This is a genomic window from Mesorhizobium sp. ES1-3 (assembly GCF_020164795.1).
GTDB lineage: Bacteria > Pseudomonadota > Alphaproteobacteria > Rhizobiales > Rhizobiaceae > Mesorhizobium.
Genome location: NZ_JAIUGW010000011.1, coordinates 40511 through 59868, shown reverse-complemented (window position 1 = coordinate 59868; position 19358 = coordinate 40511). Strand labels below are relative to the sequence as shown.

At 63.8% G+C, this 19358-nt stretch carries 24 protein-coding genes; 18 read left to right on the top strand and 6 right to left on the bottom strand.

What is annotated here, in order from left to right:
• The first annotated feature begins 37 nt into the window (after positions 1 to 37).
• From LB536_RS16755 to LB536_RS16740, 4 genes are all read left to right on the top strand, one after another.
• The gene (locus LB536_RS16755; RefSeq protein WP_224594552.1) at positions 38 to 334 is read left to right on the top strand and encodes a 4a-hydroxytetrahydrobiopterin dehydratase; all 297 of its coding nucleotides are present in this window, start codon (positions 38 to 40) and stop codon (positions 332 to 334) included.
• A gap of 138 nt (positions 335 to 472) precedes the next feature.
• Entirely contained in the window at positions 473 to 835 is a 363-nt protein-coding gene (locus tag LB536_RS16750) for a YkvA family protein (protein WP_224594549.1), read from the top strand.
• Between the two features lie 255 nt (positions 836 to 1090).
• Entirely contained in the window at positions 1091 to 1594 is a 504-nt protein-coding gene (locus LB536_RS16745) for an invasion associated locus B family protein (protein ID WP_224594546.1), read from the top strand.
• Between the two features lie 18 nt (positions 1595 to 1612).
• Positions 1613 to 1846 carry a DUF3658 domain-containing protein gene (locus tag LB536_RS16740; RefSeq protein ID WP_224594543.1) on the top strand — a complete coding sequence of 78 codons (234 nt, stop codon included), beginning with the start codon at positions 1613 to 1615 and terminating at the stop codon, positions 1844 to 1846.
• A 227-nt stretch (positions 1847 to 2073) separates the two neighbouring features.
• Here the strand turns inward: LB536_RS16740 and LB536_RS16735 are convergent, their stop codons facing one another.
• Complete coding sequence (locus LB536_RS16735; RefSeq protein WP_224594540.1) at positions 2074 to 3429, bottom strand: chloride channel protein; 1356 nt, start codon at positions 3427 to 3429, stop codon at positions 2074 to 2076.
• Between the two features lie 206 nt (positions 3430 to 3635).
• Positions 3636 to 3935, bottom strand: a complete 300-nt coding sequence (locus LB536_RS16730) for a hypothetical protein (RefSeq protein WP_140764780.1) — start codon at positions 3933 to 3935, stop codon at positions 3636 to 3638.
• 266 nt (positions 3936 to 4201) lie between these two features.
• On the opposite strand from LB536_RS16730, the gene rlmN reads away from it, so the two are divergent.
• The 3 genes from rlmN to LB536_RS16715 are packed head-to-tail and all read left to right on the top strand — an operon-like array spanning position 4202 to position 6362.
• A complete protein-coding gene (gene rlmN / locus LB536_RS16725; RefSeq protein ID WP_140764783.1) occupies positions 4202 to 5437 on the top strand; it encodes a 23S rRNA (adenine(2503)-C(2))-methyltransferase RlmN in 1236 nt (411 codons plus the stop codon).
• On the top strand, positions 5434 to 5883 hold the full coding sequence (locus LB536_RS16720; RefSeq protein ID WP_224594537.1) for a hypothetical protein: 450 nt from the start codon (positions 5434 to 5436) through the stop codon (positions 5881 to 5883). Before rlmN ends, LB536_RS16720 begins: the two co-directional genes overlap by 4 nt.
• Positions 5880 to 6362 carry a hypothetical protein gene (locus LB536_RS16715; RefSeq protein ID WP_224594534.1) on the top strand — a complete coding sequence of 161 codons (483 nt, stop codon included), beginning with the start codon at positions 5880 to 5882 and terminating at the stop codon, positions 6360 to 6362. Before LB536_RS16720 ends, LB536_RS16715 begins: the two co-directional genes overlap by 4 nt.
• On the opposite strand, the gene LB536_RS16710 is transcribed toward LB536_RS16715, so the two are convergent.
• Positions 6334 to 6975 (bottom strand): LysE family translocator, encoded by a 642-nt coding sequence (locus tag LB536_RS16710; RefSeq protein WP_224594529.1) that lies wholly within the window; start codon positions 6973 to 6975, stop codon positions 6334 to 6336. The genes LB536_RS16715 and LB536_RS16710 overlap by 29 nt on opposite strands.
• 193 nt (positions 6976 to 7168) lie before the next feature.
• On the opposite strand from LB536_RS16710, the gene LB536_RS16705 reads away from it, so the two are divergent.
• The 3 genes from LB536_RS16705 (at position 7169) to LB536_RS16695 (ending at position 9554) form a co-directional block, all read left to right on the top strand.
• The gene (locus tag LB536_RS16705; RefSeq protein WP_224594527.1) at positions 7169 to 8392 is read left to right on the top strand and encodes an argininosuccinate synthase; all 1224 of its coding nucleotides are present in this window, start codon (positions 7169 to 7171) and stop codon (positions 8390 to 8392) included.
• Between the two features lie 270 nt (positions 8393 to 8662).
• Entirely contained in the window at positions 8663 to 9004 is a 342-nt protein-coding gene (locus LB536_RS16700; protein WP_224594523.1) for a hypothetical protein, read from the top strand.
• A 61-nt stretch (positions 9005 to 9065) separates the two neighbouring features.
• Positions 9066 to 9554, top strand: a complete 489-nt coding sequence (locus tag LB536_RS16695) for a hypothetical protein (RefSeq protein WP_224594872.1) — start codon at positions 9066 to 9068, stop codon at positions 9552 to 9554.
• 48 nt (positions 9555 to 9602) lie between these two features.
• On the opposite strand, the gene LB536_RS16690 is transcribed toward LB536_RS16695, so the two are convergent.
• On the bottom strand, positions 9603 to 10400 hold the full coding sequence (locus tag LB536_RS16690; RefSeq protein ID WP_140764800.1) for a lytic transglycosylase domain-containing protein: 798 nt from the start codon (positions 10398 to 10400) through the stop codon (positions 9603 to 9605).
• Positions 10401 to 10693: 293 nt separating this feature from the next.
• Between LB536_RS16690 and LB536_RS16685 the strand changes: the two genes are divergently transcribed.
• The 7 genes from LB536_RS16685 (at position 10694) to LB536_RS16655 (ending at position 17659) form a co-directional block, all read left to right on the top strand.
• Entirely contained in the window at positions 10694 to 11791 is a 1098-nt protein-coding gene (locus tag LB536_RS16685) for a putative zinc-binding metallopeptidase (RefSeq protein ID WP_224594520.1), read from the top strand.
• A 65-nt stretch (positions 11792 to 11856) separates the two neighbouring features.
• Complete coding sequence (locus LB536_RS16680; protein ID WP_140764806.1) at positions 11857 to 12453, top strand: DUF1236 domain-containing protein; 597 nt, start codon at positions 11857 to 11859, stop codon at positions 12451 to 12453.
• 174 nt (positions 12454 to 12627) lie between these two features.
• Entirely contained in the window at positions 12628 to 13581 is a 954-nt protein-coding gene (locus LB536_RS16675) for a CPBP family intramembrane glutamic endopeptidase (protein WP_224594517.1), read from the top strand.
• Positions 13582 to 14280: 699 nt separating this feature from the next.
• Entirely contained in the window at positions 14281 to 15876 is a 1596-nt protein-coding gene (ffh, locus tag LB536_RS16670) for a signal recognition particle protein (RefSeq protein WP_140764815.1), read from the top strand.
• A 7-nt stretch (positions 15877 to 15883) separates the two neighbouring features.
• The gene (locus LB536_RS16665; protein WP_019862096.1) at positions 15884 to 16210 is read left to right on the top strand and encodes a chorismate mutase; all 327 of its coding nucleotides are present in this window, start codon (positions 15884 to 15886) and stop codon (positions 16208 to 16210) included.
• Between the two features lie 49 nt (positions 16211 to 16259).
• Positions 16260 to 16661, top strand: a complete 402-nt coding sequence (rpsP, locus tag LB536_RS16660; RefSeq protein WP_140764818.1) for a 30S ribosomal protein S16 — start codon at positions 16260 to 16262, stop codon at positions 16659 to 16661.
• A gap of 152 nt (positions 16662 to 16813) precedes the next feature.
• Positions 16814 to 17659, top strand: coding sequence for an acyl-CoA thioester hydrolase/BAAT C-terminal domain-containing protein (locus LB536_RS16655; RefSeq protein ID WP_224594514.1), 846 nt, complete (start codon positions 16814 to 16816; stop codon positions 17657 to 17659).
• Positions 17660 to 17773: 114 nt separating this feature from the next.
• On the opposite strand, the gene LB536_RS16650 is transcribed toward LB536_RS16655, so the two are convergent.
• Positions 17774 to 18037 (bottom strand): glycine zipper domain-containing protein, encoded by a 264-nt coding sequence (locus LB536_RS16650; protein WP_140764821.1) that lies wholly within the window; start codon positions 18035 to 18037, stop codon positions 17774 to 17776.
• 123 nt (positions 18038 to 18160) lie between these two features.
• On the bottom strand, positions 18161 to 18571 hold the full coding sequence (locus LB536_RS16645) for a DoxX family protein (RefSeq protein ID WP_224594512.1): 411 nt from the start codon (positions 18569 to 18571) through the stop codon (positions 18161 to 18163).
• A 186-nt stretch (positions 18572 to 18757) separates the two neighbouring features.
• On the opposite strand from LB536_RS16645, the gene LB536_RS16640 reads away from it, so the two are divergent.
• Positions 18758 to 19165: an ACT domain-containing protein gene (locus tag LB536_RS16640; RefSeq protein ID WP_224594506.1), complete on the top strand. Its 408-nt coding sequence runs from the start codon at positions 18758 to 18760 to the stop codon at positions 19163 to 19165.
• Positions 19166 to 19358: the final 193 nt, after the last annotated feature.

Sequence of the window (19358 nt, the reverse complement as noted above, 5' to 3'; positions counted from 1 at the left end):
CTATGTTGATTTCAGCGCAATAGCACGGGAGGCGGACATGACGAGAGAGAAACTGGGCAGGGAAGCCGCCGAAGCAGCGCTGACGGCGCTTGACGGCTGGGCGCTGGCAAAGGACGGCGCCTCGATCGGCCGCACCTTCACCTTCAACAATTTCTCCGAAGCCTTCGCCTTCATGACCCGAGTCGCGCTGGCCTCCGAGAAGATGGACCATCATCCCGACTGGTCGAATGTCTACAAGACGGTCGACGTGACCTTGAACACGCATGACGCCGGCGGCGTCACGGCGCTCGATATCGAACTGGCCAAGAAGATGAACCGCTATTTCGGCGGCTGAACACCGGCCAGGCCATGCTCGCGGCGGGCGCCGACCCGCCAAATCGGCGCCCGCATCTTGCAGCCGGGTTCGGCTTTCACCACATTTTGATCGGCGGGAATGCGCCAGCATGCGCATGGGACCCGCAAGGAGAGATTGATGGCGCAGGAATCCGGTTTTGACTTCTTTGGCTTTGGCGACAGGCTGGGCGGCGAGGGCGAAGTGCGCGAAAAGTTCTGGCGCACGGCCAAGAAGGCAGCACGGCAGATTCCGTTCATGGAAGACGTCGTCGCCGCCTATTACTGCGCCATGGACAAGAACACGCCGCTGCACGCCAAGGGCATATTGGTGGCCGCGCTCGGCTATTTCGTCCTGCCGGTCGACCTCATCCCCGACTTCATCTTCGGGTTGGGCTTCACCGATGACATCGCCGTGCTGACCGCCGCGATCACCGCCGTCAGCGCCCATATCACGCCGGCGCACCGGCAGGCCGCCAAGGACGCCATCGCGGACAAGGGCTGAATCCCGCCGCGTCGGCCGGCGCTCAGCGACGGTCAACAGTCAAATTCTTGCCTTTTTCGTGGCCTCCAAGTCCCCAGAGGGACGCCGTGCCAGCCGCTGATAAGGCGGCGGTGCGGAGATGGCGGCGGTTTCCTGGGGTGAAGGTCCCTTTCTCTTGGGAAATTCATCGTTTGGTAACCCAGATTAAATCAAAATGAAGCGACGGCAGGACGCCATGCGGCCCGCCTCCGCACCATTTGGAATACGGGAAAAGCGATGCGCGGATTGATTGCACTAGTTTCGAGCCTGATCCTGGCGGCCACGGCAGCACCGGCGCTGGCGCAGCAGGCGACCAAGATCGGCCAGCACAATGCCTGGGGCACCTACAGCTACCAGGCGTCGGGCGGCAAGGTCTGCTACGTGCTGACCGTGCCGACCGACAAGCAGCCGTCGACGCTAGACCATGGCGACATGTTCTTCTTCGTCAGCCAGCGGCCCGGCCAGCAGGTATCCTATGAGCCGCAGTTCATCGCCGGCTACAATTTCCAGGAAGGCTCCAAGGCCACCGTCACCATCGACAAGAAGACCTTCTCGATGTTCACGCGTGGAAAATCGGCCTGGGTCGAGAACGCCGCCGAGGAACCGGTGCTGATCGCGGCGATGAAGACCGGCACCGACATGAAGGTTTCGGCGAAGTCGGGCCGCGGCAATCCCACGAGCTATGTATTCTCGCTGAAGGGCATTTCGGCGGCGCTGTCCTCGATCGCCAAATGCAAATAGGCGGGAGGAGCAAATCCCTTGTCTGTTGAAGAAGTCGACAAGGCCATTCTCGGCGCTGTCCTGGAGCGCTGGCAGAAGACGGCAATGATCATCGCTCGCGCCGAAGCGACGCTTCGTTCTTCGAACGCGGAACCATCCCTGGACGAGATTGCGGATCGAATTGCTGTTCTTGCCGCGCAGGGCAGGCTCGAGAACCAAGGCGATCTCTCACTGTGGCGACACAGCGAAGTTCGCCTGCCGCAAACGCTCTAAGCCGCTCCTGCATGACTCTCACCGCAACCTGTTCTATGCGCCGCGCTTCATTTCGGCACGATGGATGAAATCGGCCGCAATTCGCTTATCTGGGCGCGGCAACACCACATCTTACGCCTTCTCGCTGAAGGGCATTTCGGCGGCGCTGTCCTCGATCGCCAAGTGCAAATAGGCTATCTTCGGTTTTGAACCAAAGGCCGGGCCGCGACGCCCGGCCTTTTTGCTTTTCAGCCCTGGCCCGGGTCCGGTGCGGCCTCCGCCCGCCGCCGCCTGATCGCCTCGGCGATGAAGATCCGCGACAGGGCGTGGTAGAGCGGCTCGTGCGAGATCAGGCGCGCCGTGCCGTAGCCCAGCATCGAGGCCAGCATCAGGCCGATGACATTGTCGTGATTGCCGGTCATTTCGAGGATGATGACGAAGGCCGTCATCGGCGCCTGCACGACGCCGGCGAAATAGCCGGCCATGCCGAGCAGCGCCGCGACGCCGGCGCTGCTGCCGAACACCAGGCCGAGCGAACTGCCGATGCCGGCGCCGACCGCTAGCGAGGGCGCGAAGATGCCGCCGGGAATTCCTGAAATCATCGACAGCAGCCCGGCCGCGAATTTCTCGGCAAAGAAGAACCAGGGCAGCGGCGTGCCTTCGACCGCGCTGCGCGCCTGGGCGTAGCCGGTACCGAAGGTCAGCCCGCCCGAGACGATGCCGATCACCGCCACCGCCAGTCCGCAGACCGCCGCCACCAGCAGGGCGCGCCACAGCGGCTGCAGCGCGTGCCAGCGCCGAATCCTGCGTGTCGCCTTGAGCGCCAGCAACGAGAACAAGGCGCCAAAGCCGCCGCCGATGACGCCACAGGCAATCACCAGCGGCCAGTCGACGGCAAACGAGATCGTGTCCTTGGACACGCCGAAATAGGTGTAGTTGCCGAGCACGCCGAGCGAGGCCAGGCCGGCCAGGATGACCGCCGTCAGCACCAGCCCGTTGGTGCGCGCCTCATAGGTGCGGCCCATCTCCTCGATGGCGAAGACGATACCGGCGAGCGGCGTGTTGAAGGCGGCGGCGATGCCGGCGGCCGATCCCGCCAGGATCAGGCCGCGCGCCTGCGCCATGCCGCCCCAACGCGCCGCCTGCAGCATCAGCGAAGCGCCAACCTGCACGGTCGGCCCCTCGCGGCCGATGGAAGCGCCGCAGAACAGCCCGACGATGGTGAGCACGATCTTACCCGCCACCAGCCTGAGCGACAGGATATGGCTGCGGTCGTCGTCGTCACGCAGGTGCCGGGCGGCGATCGCCTGCGGAATGCCGCTGCCTTGCGACCCCGGAAAGAAGGCGTGCGCCAGCCACGCGCACAGGACGAAGCCGAGCGGTGTGATCGCCAGCGGCAGATAGAAGCGCCAGCCGCCATCATCACCGATCAGCACATGGAACAGCGCCTGTGCCTTGTCGGCCAGCACGGCAAACAACACGCTGATCAGGCCGATCGAGATCGCACCGGCCCAGAACACCAGACGCGGCTGCCAGACACGGCGCGTGGCCCACATCGCCTGCGAACGCCGCAGCATGGGATGTCTTCGCGATTGGCCGGCCATGTGTGTCCTCGTGGGGAAAACCCAGCCCTAACACAGGCATGATGCCGATCAAGTAAGAGTCTGACGATCGGAGGGACAAAAGGGCCGCCGCGTTGGGGCGGCCGCTCGCGAACATGCTCCAAAAAGGGCATAAGTCGCCTTCAGTCGAAATGGACGCTGCCCGTCCCGCCGGCCTCCGAGCCGGCGGGCAAGCGCTGGCGAGATCGTCACATGGCCATTTTTTCACATTCGGCCTGGGCCTTCTTGGTCGACGTGTCGACCATGTAGGCTTTGCCCTTGGCGTCGGTCATTATCATCATGCAATGCTTGATCGGCTTGGCCATCTTCATCATATCGGCGCCCATCTTCGCGTCCGGCATCATAGTGCCCATGTGCCCGTCCGGCATGATCGCCGTCACTTGTCCACCTTTCATCATGGTCATGGTGCCCATCGTGTCCTCGGCGAATGCCTGCGAGGCGCAAAGAGCGGCGAGGCCGGCGATGACGGCGAGCTTGATCGATTTCATTCCGCATACTCCCATTGTGCAGGGGCACAGTCGCCCCATTCAGGGTTCGCGGACGGCGCGCCAGCCGTTACGCCGACACGAATATGTGATCGATCGCGCGCCGGGGAACGGCACAAGGCAGTCGCAGCTTGTCCCCCGCGGCCCGACGGCGGGACAAGCTGCCCGATAGCCGCAGCATGACTCCGCCGCCAAGCTGTGCTATGCGCCGCGCTTGACATGGGGCCGATGGATGAAATCGGCCGCAAACCGTTTATATCAGTAGAGCCATGACCCTTTCACTCGACCTTACTGCAGAAGGCGCCCGCGACGCGTTGCGCGGCCGTGCCGTGACGGCCGAAAAACCGTCGCTGATCGGCCTGACGCGGGCCGAACTCGGCGAGGCCCTCGTCGCTTCAGGCATCGTGCCGGAGCGTCAGGCGAAAATGCGCGCCCAGCAGCTCTGGCACTGGATGTATGTGCGCGGCGTTTCCGACTTCGCCGGCATGTTCAACATCTCCAAGGATCTGCGCGCCGAACTCGACAAGCATTTCACCGTCGCCCGGCCCGAGATCGTCGAGGAGCAGATTTCCGCCGACGGCACGCGAAAGTGGCTGTTCCGCTTTCCGCCGCGCGGCGCCGGCCGGCCGGTGGAGATCGAAACCGTCTATATCCCCGAGGAAGGCCGCGGCACGCTCTGCATCTCCTCGCAGGTCGGCTGCACGCTAACCTGCTCGTTTTGCCATACCGGCACGCAGAAGCTGGTGCGCAATTTGACGGCCGAGGAAATCCTCGCCCAGCTGCTCACCGCGCGCGACCGGCTCGGCGACTTCCCCGACCGCGACACGCCCGACGGCGCCATCGTGCCTGCCGAGGGCCGAAAAGTCTCCAACATCGTCATGATGGGCATGGGCGAGCCGCTCTACAATTTCGAGGCGGTCAAGAAGGCGCTGTTGATCGCCTCCGACGGCGACGGCCTTTCCCTGTCGAAGCGCCGTATCACGCTGTCGACCTCCGGCGTCGTGCCCGAGATTTTCCGCACCGGTGAGGAGATCGGCGTCATGCTGGCGATCTCGCTGCATGCCACCAATGACGATCTGCGCGACCTCCTGGTGCCGATCAACAAGAAGTATCCGCTGAAGGAGCTGATCGCCGCCTGCCGCGCCTATCCCGGCCTCTCCAACGCCAGGCGCATCACCTTCGAATATGTGATGCTGAAGGACGTCAACGATTCCATCGAGGACGCCAAGGGCCTGATCAAGCTGCTCAAGGGCATTCCGGCCAAGATCAATTTGATCCCGTTCAACCCGTGGCCCGGCACCAACTACCAGTGCTCGGATTGGGAGACGATCGAGAAATTCGCCGACTATATCAACAATGCCGGCTATGCCTCGCCGATCCGCACGCCGCGCGGCCGCGACATCCTGGCCGCCTGCGGCCAGCTGAAGTCGGAATCAGAACGTATGCGCAAGGTCGACCGGCTGGCGCTGGAAGCCATGATGATCGCGGGGCACGGCGAGGTGTGAGCCGCTCGCTTGCCTGGATGAAGCGCCTCGCCATAATAGCAATCGGCTATATCGCCGCCGTGCTGACCTCGATCCTGGTGCCGGTGTTGCTGATCGTTCTTCTGGCGGGGATCGAGGATGGCAACTGGTCGATCATTTTCACATTTGACTGGCTGGCCTCGTTCCCACTCGCCGTGTTGACCGTGGCGATCTGCGCGCTGCTGATCGTCGGCCCGGCGATCGTCCTCGCCGAGCGGCTGGCGCTGCGAGGATGGTTCTACTTCGCCGTCACGGGTGCGATCACGTCGATCGCCTTCGGTGTCTTTGTCCCAGGCTCTGCCGGCGGCTTCGTTTTCAATCCGGGCTTCCTCGGTTTTCTGGCCGCGGCCGGCGTTGCCGCCGGCTGGGTCTACTGGCGTCTGGCCGGACACAAGTCCGGTCATCCCGCGGGCCGTGGTCCCCGATGAACCGTCTCGTCGCCTATATCGTGCGCTTCGCCATCATCCTATTCGGCTACGCCGTCGCCTCGCTGGCGGCGAGCGCCTTCCTCAACATCCTGTTCCTGGCCTCGCTCGGCTACGGGCCGGCGCAAGCCCATCCGGCGGCGACGGCATCGCTCTATTTTTCAATTCCTTTCGTCGCCCTGTTCGTCGCCTATTTCGGCTTCATGCCGGCCGCGCTCGTCATCCTGATTGCCGAAATCCTCGGCCGGCGCGACTGGCTGTTCTACGCACTGGCGGGCGCGCTAGTGGCGGGGGTTTTCCTCGGCCTCGTCGACAATGTCCGCGATTCCCCTTTCGCGGTCACCGAGACCAGCGCCATCATGGCCGTCATTGGCGGCGGCATGGTCGGCGGCATCTTCTACTGGCTCAGCGCCGGGCGCTGGGCAGGAAGCTGGTGGAAGGACGAGAAAGCGCCTACTTCGCCTGGGCCGTCAGGATCTTGAGCGCGAAGGCCGAGAACACGCCGGCAAAGAGATAGTCGACCACCCGCGTCACGCGCGGGCTGGCCTTCATCGCCGCCGAGAATTTTTCCGCCGCCAGCACCATCGGTACCGTTACCGGGATCGACAGCACGATGAACATGGAGCCGAGGAAGAACAGCTTCCCGGGCGCGTTCGGATCGTGCGCGGAGACGAATTGCGGCAGGAAGGTCATGAAGAACAGGATGATCTTCGGATTGAGCAGGTTGACACCGAGCCCCGCCGCCCAGCTGCGCAGCAGCGAAATCTGCGGGCCCGTCTTCTTTTCCGGCGAAAAGGCCGAGCCCTTGGCGATCGCCTGCCAGGCCAGGAAGACGAGATAGCCGGCGCCAAAGATCTTCAGCACGAAGAAAGCCATCGGCGAGGCGACGATCAGCGCCGAGATGCCGACCACCACCAGCGTGGTGTGGATCAGCGTGCCGCACAGCGCGCCGGCCATCGAGGCAAAGCCGATGGCCCGCCCCTGGCTCAGCGTGCGCGAGACGAACAGCGTCATGTCAGGGCCCGGCGTGATCGCCAGGATCACGGTGGCGATGGCGAACTGGATCAGCGTGGTGATGTCGGGAATGAAGGACATGGTAGGCCCTTTGGCTTGGGGACATCAGGCTATAGAGGATGCCGCCCCTTCTTGCCAGCGGCCGAACGGCAAGAGTGCCGATCCAGCTCTGCTCGATCGTGGTGTCATCCACCTGTCTCGTGTTCATCTCTTGCGCAGCCTGGAAGCGGCGTGATACCTCGCGCGCCGAGAACTCCTGTCGCGGAACTGCCAAATGTCCAAGATCAAAGACGTCAAGAAGGTCGTGCTCGCCTATTCCGGCGGCCTCGACACATCCATCATCCTGAAATGGCTGCAGACCGAACTCGGCGCCGAAGTCGTCACCTTCACCGCCGATCTCGGCCAGGGCGGCGAGTTGGAGCCGGCGCGCCGCAAGGCCGAGATGATGGGCATCAAGGATATCCGCGTCGTCGACGTGCGCGAGGAATTCGTATCCGACTTCGTCTTCCCGATGTTCCGCGCCAACACCGTCTATGAAGGCACCTATCTGCTGGGCACGTCGATCGCGCGGCCGCTGATCTCCAAGCACCTGGTCGAGATCGCCCGCGAGACCGGTGCCGACGCCATCGCGCATGGCTCCACCGGCAAGGGCAACGACCAGGTGCGTTTCGAGCTTTCGGCTTACGCGCTCAACCCCGACATCAAGGTCATCGCGCCGTGGCGCGACTGGTCGTTCAAGTCGCGCACCGACCTGATGAACTTCGCCGAACAGCACCAGATCCCGGTGCCGAAGGACAAGAAGGGCGACGCACCGTTCTCGGTCGACGCCAACCTCCTGCACTCCTCTTCCGAAGGCAAGGTGCTGGAAGACCCGTGGAGCGAGCCGCCGGAATTCGTCCACCAGCGCACCGTGTCGCCGATGGACGCGCCGGACGCCGTTACCGAGATTGAGATCGAGTTCCTGAAGGGCGATCCGGTCGCGCTCAATGGCAAAAAGCTGTCGCCGGCCACCATGCTGGGCGCCCTCAACGATCTCGGCCGCGACAATGGCATCGGCCGGCTCGACCTGGTCGAGAACCGTTTCGTCGGCATGAAATCGCGGGGCGTGTATGAAACGCCCGGCGGTGCCATCCTGATCGTGGCTCATCGCGCCATCGAATCGATCACGCTCGACCGCGGTGCCGCGCACCTCAAGGACGAGTTCATGCCGCGCTACGCCGAGCTCATCTACAACGGCTTCTGGTTCTCGCCCGAGCGCCTGATGCTGCAGGCGATGATCGACAAGAGCCAGGAAGACGTCGAAGGCACGGTGCGGCTGAAGCTCTACAAGGGCAATGTCATGGTCACCGGCCGCAAGTCAGGGAAGACGCTCTATTCCGACGCGCTGGTCACCTTCGAGGACGACCGTGGCGCCTACGACCAGAAGGACGCCGCCGGCTTCATCCGCCTCAATGCGCTGAGGCTGCGGACGCTCGCCGCGCGCAACCGCAAGGGCTGATGTCCAGACAGCGACCTGACGCTTTGTCAATCAACATTCAAGAAACCCGGCGGAGACGCCGGGTTTCTATTTGCAACCGCTAATATAGACAAAATGAAGCTGCCTGTAGTCGGTTCCTGTTTGACCTTTTGGCGGCTTCATTTAAGTTAATTTGCGGGTTTTGGGGTTTTGACAGTGAAAAATAGCATTTCTCTTCTGCTTGGCGCGGTCGTCGTCTTGTCGGTGTGCCAGGCCTCACACGCAGGCGCCAAGCGTGACCCGAAGGTGGATATGAACGAATGTATTGCCTCAGCCCGCACATTGGACCTTACGTTCAAGCATGACATGGCTTTGTTCATGGGCGTCTCGCAGGAGCGCATGCCCGCTTTGTTCTGCCAGCGCATTGCCGATGGGATACGCAGCGGCCGCATCAGCTATTCCGACATAAACAGGCTGCAGCTCGACCAGCCGACCGAGATCTGGATGGTCCTCAAGGGCAAGGCGAAGGCAACTGCGCCCACGCAATCCCAGGCGCCGCGGTCGCCTAACTTCCGTAACTGCAGCGGCATTGACGGCACTTTTCAGGTTCCCGCTTCCCAGAAATGCCCGGCGAGCGGCTACGCGCATTATTGAGAGTGATGTGCCCAGGCGCTCGGCCATTCCTGGAATCGCTTTCCTGCCCGCATTGGCTGTCCTGGCAAGCTTGGCTGTTGCCAAAGCCAACGACCATGACCCCGCCTCGCTCGACCTTGCCGCACTCATCGAGTGCCGGGCCGACGTGCCCAGCTACAACGGCCTTGCCTTCTGGCTAGCCGGCGAACCCGGCGCCGCGAAGGCGCTGAGCTGGAAAGAGGTTCCGTCAGTCAATCCGTTCCTGCGCCAATATGACTTGCCCGCCCCGGTCCATGTCTTCGGGCGCGAGACCGGAACGATCGTCTTTACCGCGACAGGGCCGATGGCGGTGCTTGATGGCATCGCCGCGCCGGACCTCGCCCGCCAGATCGACGTCCCGGCGATGGTCTCGACACCGGATAAATTCCTTGGCGAGAAGGTCGTGACCGAAAGCACCGAGGACGCCGGCGGCGTGAGTCTTGCCACGCGCATCACGCTCAATGTCTCGACGGTCGAGTCCCATCCCGGCAAGACGCTGGCCGGCTGCTCCTATGCGCTCGACGTGAAATGAAAACCCGGCGCGGAGGCCGGGTTCTTCGTTCAATGCCGTACGGTTCGATCAGTCCGCGTCGATCGCGGTGGCGATGCGGGCGATGGCCTGCTGATAGACGCTTGCGGAATTCCAGCCGGCGATCGCGCCCATATTCGACTGCGCGCTGGCGCCGGCCCGCCAGCCATGACCCTTGAGGAAGTTGGCGGTGGAGGCCAAAGCGGTGGCCTTGTCGCGCAGGTTTCCGCTGCCGACCGCATACTTCAAGACATTTCCGGGCAGGAACTGCGTGTGGCCGATCTCGCCATGCATGGCGCCGACCGACGAGGAAGTCAACGCTCCGCGGTCAACCAGCTTCAGGGCCGCGATGGCGTGCGGGTGGAAATAGTCGGGGCGGCGGCAATCATAGGCGAGCGTCAAAATGGCGGAGACCGTGTTCTGGTTGCCCATCGAGGCACCGAAGCCGGTTTCCATCCCCCAGATGGCGAGCAGCACGCCCGGCGACACGCCGTAGTTGGCTTCGATCTGGCTGAACAGCGCCGCGTTCGACTTCTTAAGCGAACGGCCCCTGGAAATGATCGCCGACCCGCCACGGCGTTTCATGAAATCATCCACCGAGCCGCTGAAAGCCTTGTGGATGGCGCGGTCGGCGGAGATCGTCCTCGTTGCGTAGGTCGCGCCGGCCAGAGCGGCCAGGCCCCTGGACCCGACACCGTCGGATTTGGCCTCAGCGGCGAAATCCTGCTTCCAGGCGTCGAAGCCGGCGCCGGTCTTGCCGCAACTGGCCGCCGCTTGCGCGCCCGTTGCCAGCCCCAGCACCGCCACCACCGCGGCTGCTAAAATCCTACCCTTGGCAAGAAATGCCATGTTGTTCTCCTGGTTTGCCTGATTCACGTCCCGATTACGAATTTGCCAGCGAAACGCGCATTTGTCACCGTCTGTGGCGTGATGCTGGCGGATGCCGGGGAATTTGCCTACGATCAAGGGATTATTGTGGCGAGGCCAGGCATGAATGACGTTGATGCCGGCCATGGATCGCATCGGCGGGCGCGACCGGCGAAGCGAAATAGTCTCGATGGACGGCGGAACGCCGGCGGGTGGCTCGCGTTTGGGCACGGGCGGCCACGCATCCTGTGCCCCTCTGATGAATTGAGACCGAGATGAAACTTTTCGACTGCCCGCATTGCGGCCACCGTCTCTATTTCGAGAACGCCCAATGCCTGAACTGCAGCAGTCTGGTCCTCTACGATCCCGAGGGCGGGCGCTTCGTCTTGTCCGGCGTCGACGGCGCCATCCAGTGCACCAATGCCGACGAATGCGCCTGCAACTGGATGGCCGAGCCGGGGCAGGTCTTCTGCCGCGCCTGCGTGCTGAACCAGCTGATCCCCGACCTCTCGGTCGACGGCAACCGCCGCCGCTGGATCCGCGTCGAGGCGGCGAAGAAGCGCGCCATCTACTCGCTGCTCGCCTTCGACCTGCCGGTGGCGCCCAAGCAGAGCCCGAGGGACGAGATCGGGCTGGCCTTCGACTTCCTCGCCGATCCGATCGGTGGCGGCCCGGGCGGCGAACGGATTCTCACCGGTCACGACAACGGCCGGATTACCCTGAACGTCGCGGAGGCCGATTCGGCCGAGCGCGAAAAACGTCGCATCGAGATGGGCGAGAATTACCGCACGCTGCTCGGCCATTTCCGCCACGAACTCGGCCATTACTACTGGGACCGCCTGATCCGCGACGATCCGCAAGGGCTGGAAGCGTTCCGCGCTTTGTTCGGCGACGAACGCGCCGATTACGAACAGGCGTTGAAGGCTTACTACGCCAACGGCGCCGCGCCCGACTGGCAGCAGCACCACATCTCGGCCTACGCCACCTCGCACCCATGGGAGGACTGGGCCGAGACCTGGGCCCATCACCTGCACATCACCGACACGCTGGAGATGGTCCATGCCCTGAACTTCCCGCTCGGCCGGCTGGAGACGGTGGAGGCGAACGAACTACCGCGGGGCGATACGGGCGGCGGGTTGCAGGCAGCGCCTTCGGAGCCGGCAAACACGCCCGAGCCCTTCGACAAGATCCTTGCCCGCTGGCTGGTGCTGTCGGAAGCCTCCAATTCGATCAACCGCTGCATGGGCCTGCCCGACCTCTACCCCTTCGTCATTTCGGACGTGACGGCGCAAAAATTGGCCTTTGTTCACGATCTTGTGACCGGCTTGCCGAAAGAAGCGGGAACAAATCGTGAGTTGGCGCAAGCGTTTTAGCCGGAACGCATGCGCCGTTACCCCGTTTTCACCGCCGAGGGATCACGAAAAAACGGAGAGAAACCATGAAATCCGTATTGTTTCCCGCAATCGCCGGAGTGTTCACCGTGATGTCGGGTGCCGCGTTGGCCGATACCGCGGTCTCGGCAGTCACCGACCTCAACGTGCGCGCCGGCCCGGGTCCGCAATACCCGGTGATAGGCGTGCTCGCCGCAGGCCAGTCGGCGACGCTCAACGGCTGCATCGAAAACAGCAAATGGTGCACCATCGCCGAAGCCGGTGGCCAGGGCTGGGTCTATTCCGATTACGTCACCGCCGATTTCGGCGGCAGCCGCGTGGTGCTGACGCAGCGCCGCTCCGCCGTCGCCGTCGTCTCGCCGCCCGATGACATCGGCAACTACCCCACCGAGTACACCGGAGCGATCGTCGCCGGCGAGCCGATCGACACTGTCGTCCGGCCTCCGGCCGAGGTCAGGACCTATGTCGACACCCATCGCCTCGACCCCGTCTATCTCGAAGGCGAGGTGGTGACCGGCGCAACCCTGCCCGACACCGTCGAGCTGCGCGAAATTCCGGACTACCAATATCGCTATGTCTATGTGAACGGTCAGCCGACGCTGGTCGATCCGCAGACGCGGCGCATCATGTACGTGGTGCGTTGACAGAGGCCAGCGGTCGCCGAAGCGGCCGCTTGCGGGACTGGGAAGACCGTGCGGCGCCGACGGCGGGTGTGCCGCACGATCCGTTTGCGCGTCCAGATGATATCGATTCCGCTTCCCGAGGCCATCGGCTAGATCAAGGACAGCTAGATCAAGCAGCGATGGATTCGGATCGACGTGACAATCGACGACACTGCCTTCGAGCGCTATCGCAACACGCCGAACGCCAGGACGACCTTGCTGCGCCTGTTGCTGGGGACGCTGATCGTCGTCCTGTTCTGGGGCGCCACCACCGCGGCGGTGCTGTTCGGCGGCACCTATGTCTACTTCGCCTGGCAGACGGCGACTTCGCCATACGGCATGGAGGGTTTCCTTGCCTCGCCCATCGGCATCCTCAGCGCTCTCACTTCTTTCGCCGGCATCTGGATCGGCCTGTGGCTCGCCATGCGCTGGGTGCATGGCGAGCCGCTGTCGGCCCTCCTCGGCGCCGGCCGCCGCGTATCGCGACCGGACTTCCTCAAGGGGCTGATCGCGGTGCTGATCACCTCGGCTCTGTCCGAAATCCTGCTCTATTTGCTGGCGCCGGGGATCGGGCGCGGCACGATCAGCCTGTCGTCCTGGCTGCTGTTCGCGATCCCGATCGTCGCGCTCACCTTGCTGCAGACCTCGTCGGAGGAGGTGCTGTTTCGCGGCTACCTGCTGCGCGGCCTCGCCAGCCGGTTCCGCAGCCCTTTCATCTGGGCGCTCCTGCCCGGCCTGCTGTTCACCTCGCTGCACTGGAGCGGCGGTTCCTCGGCCGCCATCAACGCCTGCGTGCTGGTCTCGATCGCCGCTTTCGCGCTGCTTCTGACGCTCGTGGTCTATGCGACCGGCAATCTCGGCGCGGCACTTGGCGCTCATTTCGGCAACAACCTGACCGGCTTCCTGCTGATTTCGCATCAGGAGAGCTACAATTCCTTCGCCTTGTTCACTGCCAGGCCGCTCGAAGGGCCGGGGTGGACGACGTCGGATGCAGCGCTGATCGCCCTGATTGGCATCGGCTGCAGCCTGCTGACCATAGCGCTGCTTCTGCACCCGCGCTCGCCGCTGAAGGTCACGGCGGATCTTGCGGAGGCTAGCGGCGCGAGTTGAAAGCGCCGCTGAGCCGATGCCGGAAAAATGTGGGTGCACAAAAGGGAGACTACTTGGATTGGTTGATCCTCAACCCGTTACCAACGATACGATCCTGAGGATTCTGCACCTTGTTCTTATCGAAATTCGCGCGACGGATAAGCTGGACAAGGCTCGCAGGCTGGCGGACGCATTTCATAATGCGCCAGGCATGATTGCGTCCGGCTGCGACCCGCAGGATACCTGGGCAAGCGTCTTGTCCGCTGCACGTAGGGTGGAGATAGAGTCATTTATCATCTCATTGTTGCACCACGTTCAATCGCGTCGGATTTCGAACTGAGATGCTACGAACGCGGCCCTTGCCTTGACTCTCGCGCCGATTTCCTGTCTACAAGCCCCGAATTCCGCGACGAGTATCCCTCCGAGCAAGCCGACCAGGACGCCGAAGCCTCTTTGAGGCCAAGTGCTGTAAACAGATCCTGGAGGCCAACACCCGGCAGCGCTGTGCGCCCCCGGGTGCTTTTTGGTTTTGGGCTTTTGCTTGGACTGGCTTTTGCTTGGACACTGGGCGCGAACGCATTACCTCTCGGTTCGAATGAATCGGGATCGAAGGAAGCAAGATGTTTGAATCGCTGCAGGAGCGCACAAGAGGCGTGGAGGGCCATCGGCCCGACAGGGATCACTATGAATCCAAGGCGCTCACGCGCGGTGGGTTGATCAATGTTTGAGTCCCTACAAGAGCGCCTTGGCTCCATCCTGAACGGCCTGACCGGCCGCGGCGCGCTGTCGGAGGCGGATGTCTCGGCGGCGTTGCGCGAGGTGCGCCGTGCGCTGCTTGAGGCCGACGTGGCGCTGGAAGTGGTGCGCTCCTTCACCGACAAGGTGCGCGAGAAGGCCGTCGGCGCCGCCGTGCTGAAGTCGATCAAGCCGGGACAGATGGTCGTCAAGATCGTCCATGACGAGCTGGTCGACATGCTTGGCGCCGAGGGCGTGGCAATCGACCTCAACGCGCCTGCCCCGGTCGTCGTCATGATGGTCGGCCTGCAGGGCTCCGGCAAGACCACGACGTCGGCCAAGATCGCCAAGCGCCTGACCGAGCGGCAGAACAAGAAGGTCCTGATGGCCTCGCTCGACACGCGGCGTCCCGCCGCGCAGGAGCAGTTGCGCCAGCTCGGCGAGCAGGTCAAGGTCGCGACGCTGCCTGTGATAGCAGGCCAGAACCCCGTCGATATCGCCAGGCGCGCCGTGCAGGCGGCCAAGCTCGGCGGCCATGACGTCGTCATCCTCGACACGGCCGGCCGCACCCATATCGACGAGCCGCTGATGGTCGAGATGGCCGACATCAAGAAGGTGTCGAGCCCACACGAGATCCTGCTGGTCGCCGACTCCCTGACCGGCCAGGACGCCGTCAACCTGGCGAAAAGCTTCGACGAGCGCGTCGGCATCACCGGCCTTGTGCTGACCCGCATGGACGGCGACGGCCGTGGCGGTGCCGCGCTTTCGATGCGCGCCGTCACCGGCAAGCCGATCAAGCTGATCGGCACCGGCGAGAAGATGGACGGGCTGGAGGAATTCCACCCCAAGCGCATCGCCGACCGCATCCTGGGCATGGGCGACATCGTCTCGCTCGTCGAGAAGGCGGCGGAAAACATCGACGCCGAGCAGGCGGCGGCGATGGCCAAGAAGATGCAGTCGGGCAAGTTCGACCTGAACGACCTTGCCCAGCAGCTTCAGCAGATGTCGAAAATGGGCGGCATGGGCGGCATCATGGGCATGATGCCGGGCATGGGCAAGATGAAGGACCAGATGGCCGCCGCCGGTCTCGACGACAAGATGTTCGGCCGCCAGCTCGCCATCATCTCCTCGATGACCAAGGCCGAGCGCGCCAATCCCGATATGCTGAAACACTCGCGCAAGAAGCGCATCGCCGCCGGCTCCGGCACCGATGCGGCCGAGATCAACAAGCTGCTCAAGATGCATCGCGGCATGGCCGACATGATGAAGGCGATGGGCGGCAAGGGCAAAGGCGGCGGCCTCATGCGCGGCATGATGGGCGGTCTTGCCTCCAAGATGGGTCTCGGCGGCATGATGCCCGGGGGTGGCATGGGCGGCATGATGGGCGGCGGCATGCCCGATCTGTCGAAGATGGATCCCAAGCAGCTCGAAGCCTTGCAGAAGCAGGCGCAGGCCGCCGGCCTCGGTGGCATGAAGGGCTTGCCCGCTCCAGGCGGCGGCTTGCCCGGCCTGCCTGGCGGCATGAAGCTTCCCGGCCTTGGCGGTGGTGGCGGCCTGCCCGGTCTCGGCAAGAAAAAGTGAGGACGCTATGAACGAAGAAAAGGACATGGCCGACGCCCGCACCATCCTGGCCGGCTACCGCGCCTCGATCGACAACATCGACGCCGCCCTCATCCATATGCTGGCCGAGCGCTTCCGCTGCACCAAGGCGGTTGGCGTGCTCAAGGCCGAGCATGGCCTGCCGCCGGCCGACCCGGCGCGCGAGCAGCAGCAGATCGCCCGTCTTCGCCAGCTGGCCAAGGATGCGCATCTCGATCCGGATTTCGCGGAAAAATTCCTCAACTTCGTCGTCCGCGAAGTGATCCGGCACCACGAACAGATCGCCGCTGCCAACGGCGTGACGAAAACCGGCTGATAACCAGCCTGAACAGATCAACGAAATCAGAGCTTTTAGGAGAAAAGAAATGGCACTGAAGATCAGACTGGCCCGTGCGGGCTCGAAGAAGCGTCCTTACTACCACGTCGTCGTCGCCGACGCCCGTTCGCCGCGCGACGGCCGGTTCATCGAGTCGCTCGGCTCGTGGAACCCGCTGCTGCCGAAGGACGGCGAACGCATCAAGGTCGACGCCGACCGCGTCAAGCATTGGCTGTCGCACGGCGCCCAGCCGACCGACCGCGTCCTGCGCTTCCTCGACGAGGCCGGCCTTGCCAAGCGCGAAGCCCGCTCCAACCCGAAGAAGGCCGAGCCCGGCAAGAAGGCCCAGGAACGCGCCGCCCTGCTGAAGAAGGCCCAGGAAGACGCCGCTGCAGCCGTCGCCGCGGCCGCTGCGGCGCCGGCCGAGGCGGAAGCCGCCACCGCCGAGTAATCGCTTCCCATTCCTTGCGGAAACAAAACGGCGGGCCTGTGCCCGCCGTTTTGCTGTTTGCATTTGTCGTTCACCTGCCATTTGCTGTTTCCCTGGCGCAATTCCAGGAAAAGTAGCTCTGGAAAAGCTTCTGATTTCCGGCTGAGGATCGGATGGACGAACAGGCAGTCGTGGAGGAGATCCTGTCCGGCGTCGTCGCCGGAACCCTGTTGCGATGCGCCGATGCCACGACAGGTGTCGTGGTACTGAGCGGATCGAGCGGCCGTGTCGATATTTCCCGCGCACGACTATTTGCCAGCGAGGGCGTCTCTGCCCTTGCCCTCCGGTGGTTTGGCGGCGAAGGCCAGGTTCCCGGCATATGCGAAATCCCCCTGGAGACGTTTTTCGTTGCGACCGACCGCCTTGTCGGATTGGGATGCCGGCGCATCGTCTATATCGGCACGTCCAAGGGCGCCGAGGCATCCTTGCTCGCGGCGGCGCATGACCCGCGCATCGACGCCGTGGTTGCGATCAGCCCGACATCGGTGGTCTGGGGAAACATCGGGCCGGGCCGCGACGGCATAAGTTGGCCCGAGCGATCGTCATGGACGCTCGAGGGGCGCCCTCTCCCCTTTGTTCCGGCCGACCCCAACTGGAAGGCGAGCTATGTCGATGGCCTTGTGTCCTACCGAGGACTTTTCCAACACTGCCTGACAAGGTTCGAGCAGGAAGCGGACAGGGCCGCCATTCCCGTCGAGTCTATTTCGGCGGAGATCGTGCTGGTCGCCGGCGGCGACGACGCGCTGTGGCCATCCCTGGATTTTGCTCGATCGATGGTCCAGCGTCGAAAAGACGCCGGAAAGGCCACGCGCCTCGTTTCCGCTCCCGACGCGGGCCACCGCATTCTCCTGCCCGGTGAAACTACCCCGCGCTCGAGTTCGCATGCCCATGGCGGCAACGACCGCGCCGATGCGAAGCTGGGGCGGGATGCCTGGCGATACATTCGGGAGCTGCTGTAGCGCAGCCTGCGGTGGCGGCTGTCTCACGAGTGCCCGCAATGCGTAGACAGTTTATCGCCTGAAAACGGCGGGCCAAAAAAGCCCGCCGCCTTGCTCTTCATGTGTGGTGTTCGATCAATAACCGCTTGGGCAGCGATCGACATAGGTATGGCCATAGCGGTCGCGATAGCGGCAACGGCCCGGTTCGCTGGCCCGGCCGATGAGCGCGCCGGCCACGGCGCCGACCGCACCGCCGACAACCGCGCCTTGCACCGGATTGTTGGCGACCGCCGCGCCAACCGCAGCACCGCCGAGGCCACCGACGGCAGCACCCTTTTCCGTTTGCGAACAGGCGCCGAGCGCCGTCGTCAGCACCAGAATGGTCAGGATTCTCTTCATTTGTCGTTCCTCTCACATGCGGATCGCCGTCTCGCCGCCAAGTCCTAAACTCTCGGACGGCTAATTTGATCCCGAGGAGAATGAAGATCGCGACGACATCCGGCAGCGGTTGGCGCGGAACGGCTATCGGCTGAACGGGATCAGAGCACGCACTTTGGGGTCGCGCAGATAGAGGCCGCCCCACAGGATGATGCCGAGATAGACGCCGAACAGCGTGTGCGGGAACAGCGGATTGCCGATCCGCGCATTGGTGGCGATGGCGCCGCCCATATAGGCGGTGAGCAGGATGGCGCCGAGCACGGAAGTGCGCGGCAGTGCATAGAGCGCGGTCGAGATCAGGCCGATGACGCCGAGCAGGCGCGCGACATTGGCGTCGGCCGGCCAGCCGAGCGGCACCATCGTCTGGGTTACGACATCGAGCGGCGGCAGCTTGATGGCGCCGTCGAAGATCATGAACAGGACGATGAGGCCGCTGAGCACGCGACCGGTCCATAGGGCGCCGGACGAGACGGGCGCGGTTTGAGAAATGCTCATGGATGGTCTCTCCTGATGGTTGGCCCCTTTTCAGCGGGGTCGAACCAAGGACGTGCCGTGAGGCGGCGATGCGACAAGTGTCCGGATTTGTTTCCACCACGCTGCGGACTCTGTTTCCACCGGAGCTATCGGCATTCGTCCATCGCAGCTATTGAGGAGCGGGCAGTGCACCAGGCGAGACGATAAATGACCGGCGAGACCGATCTGCGAAAACTGCTCGCGTCGATGACGCCGCAACTGCTTCCTGGAAGCTATGTCTTCGCCACGCTGGCGCCGGACATGCCGATCCCGGCAGGCCTCGAACCCGTCATGCGGTTTCGCGAGCGCGAAGGCACGACGCTGATCGTGACCGAGGAAGCGGCAAGAAAAGCAGGGCTGACCGCTTCGTTCCGCTGCCGGATGATCACGCTGAACGTCCACTCGTCGCTCGAAGCCGTCGGCTTCCTCGCCGCCATCACCGCGCGCCTCGCCGCCGCCGGCATGGGCGTCAATCCGGTCTCGGGTTTTTACCACGACCATCTGTTTGTGCCGGCTGGGCGGGCGAAGGAGGCGATGGAGGTGTTTCGCGAGTTAAGTATGGATAGCGCGGTTTGAAATCGGCGCAGAGCGACTTTGACGGCTAATGTCATGACTCGGCAGCGCCAAATTGGCATGCCGGCGCCGCCCCTCATCCGCCCTTCGGCACCTTCTCCCCGTAAACGGGGAGAAGGAAAGCTAACGGCCGAAGGCCGAGCCCGCGACGGCGGGCCGCCGGTCGTCCGGCGCCCTCGCGGAGGGCCAGCTGCGG

What these genes read in the sequence shown, in the direction of transcription:
- ffh (WP_140764815.1), top strand. Translation starts at nt 14,281, where the DNA reads ATGTTTGAGTCCCTACAAGAGCGCCTTGGCTCCATCCTGAACGGCCTG.
- LB536_RS16640 (WP_224594506.1), top strand. Translation starts at nt 18,758, where the DNA reads ATGACCGGCGAGACCGATCTGCGAAAACTGCTCGCGTCGATGACGCCG.
- LB536_RS16745 (WP_224594546.1), top strand. Translation starts at nt 1,091, where the DNA reads ATGCGCGGATTGATTGCACTAGTTTCGAGCCTGATCCTGGCGGCCACG.
- rlmN (WP_140764783.1), top strand. Translation starts at nt 4,202, where the DNA reads ATGACCCTTTCACTCGACCTTACTGCAGAAGGCGCCCGCGACGCGTTG.
- LB536_RS16665 (WP_019862096.1), top strand. Translation starts at nt 15,884, where the DNA reads ATGAACGAAGAAAAGGACATGGCCGACGCCCGCACCATCCTGGCCGGC.
- LB536_RS16730 (WP_140764780.1), bottom strand. Translation starts at nt 3,935, where the DNA reads ATGAAATCGATCAAGCTCGCCGTCATCGCCGGCCTCGCCGCTCTTTGC.
- LB536_RS16650 (WP_140764821.1), bottom strand. Translation starts at nt 18,037, where the DNA reads ATGAAGAGAATCCTGACCATTCTGGTGCTGACGACGGCGCTCGGCGCC.
- LB536_RS16710 (WP_224594529.1), bottom strand. Translation starts at nt 6,975, where the DNA reads ATGTCCTTCATTCCCGACATCACCACGCTGATCCAGTTCGCCATCGCC.
- LB536_RS16700 (WP_224594523.1), top strand. Translation starts at nt 8,663, where the DNA reads ATGAACGAATGTATTGCCTCAGCCCGCACATTGGACCTTACGTTCAAG.
- LB536_RS16680 (WP_140764806.1), top strand. Translation starts at nt 11,857, where the DNA reads ATGAAATCCGTATTGTTTCCCGCAATCGCCGGAGTGTTCACCGTGATG.
- rpsP (WP_140764818.1), top strand. Translation starts at nt 16,260, where the DNA reads ATGGCACTGAAGATCAGACTGGCCCGTGCGGGCTCGAAGAAGCGTCCT.
- LB536_RS16690 (WP_140764800.1), bottom strand. Translation starts at nt 10,400, where the DNA reads ATGGCATTTCTTGCCAAGGGTAGGATTTTAGCAGCCGCGGTGGTGGCG.
- LB536_RS16755 (WP_224594552.1), top strand. Translation starts at nt 38, where the DNA reads ATGACGAGAGAGAAACTGGGCAGGGAAGCCGCCGAAGCAGCGCTGACG.
- LB536_RS16715 (WP_224594534.1), top strand. Translation starts at nt 5,880, where the DNA reads ATGAACCGTCTCGTCGCCTATATCGTGCGCTTCGCCATCATCCTATTC.
- LB536_RS16735 (WP_224594540.1), bottom strand. Translation starts at nt 3,429, where the DNA reads ATGGCCGGCCAATCGCGAAGACATCCCATGCTGCGGCGTTCGCAGGCG.
- LB536_RS16685 (WP_224594520.1), top strand. Translation starts at nt 10,694, where the DNA reads ATGAAACTTTTCGACTGCCCGCATTGCGGCCACCGTCTCTATTTCGAG.
- LB536_RS16705 (WP_224594527.1), top strand. Translation starts at nt 7,169, where the DNA reads ATGTCCAAGATCAAAGACGTCAAGAAGGTCGTGCTCGCCTATTCCGGC.
- LB536_RS16655 (WP_224594514.1), top strand. Translation starts at nt 16,814, where the DNA reads ATGGACGAACAGGCAGTCGTGGAGGAGATCCTGTCCGGCGTCGTCGCC.
- LB536_RS16645 (WP_224594512.1), bottom strand. Translation starts at nt 18,571, where the DNA reads ATGAGCATTTCTCAAACCGCGCCCGTCTCGTCCGGCGCCCTATGGACC.
- LB536_RS16750 (WP_224594549.1), top strand. Translation starts at nt 473, where the DNA reads ATGGCGCAGGAATCCGGTTTTGACTTCTTTGGCTTTGGCGACAGGCTG.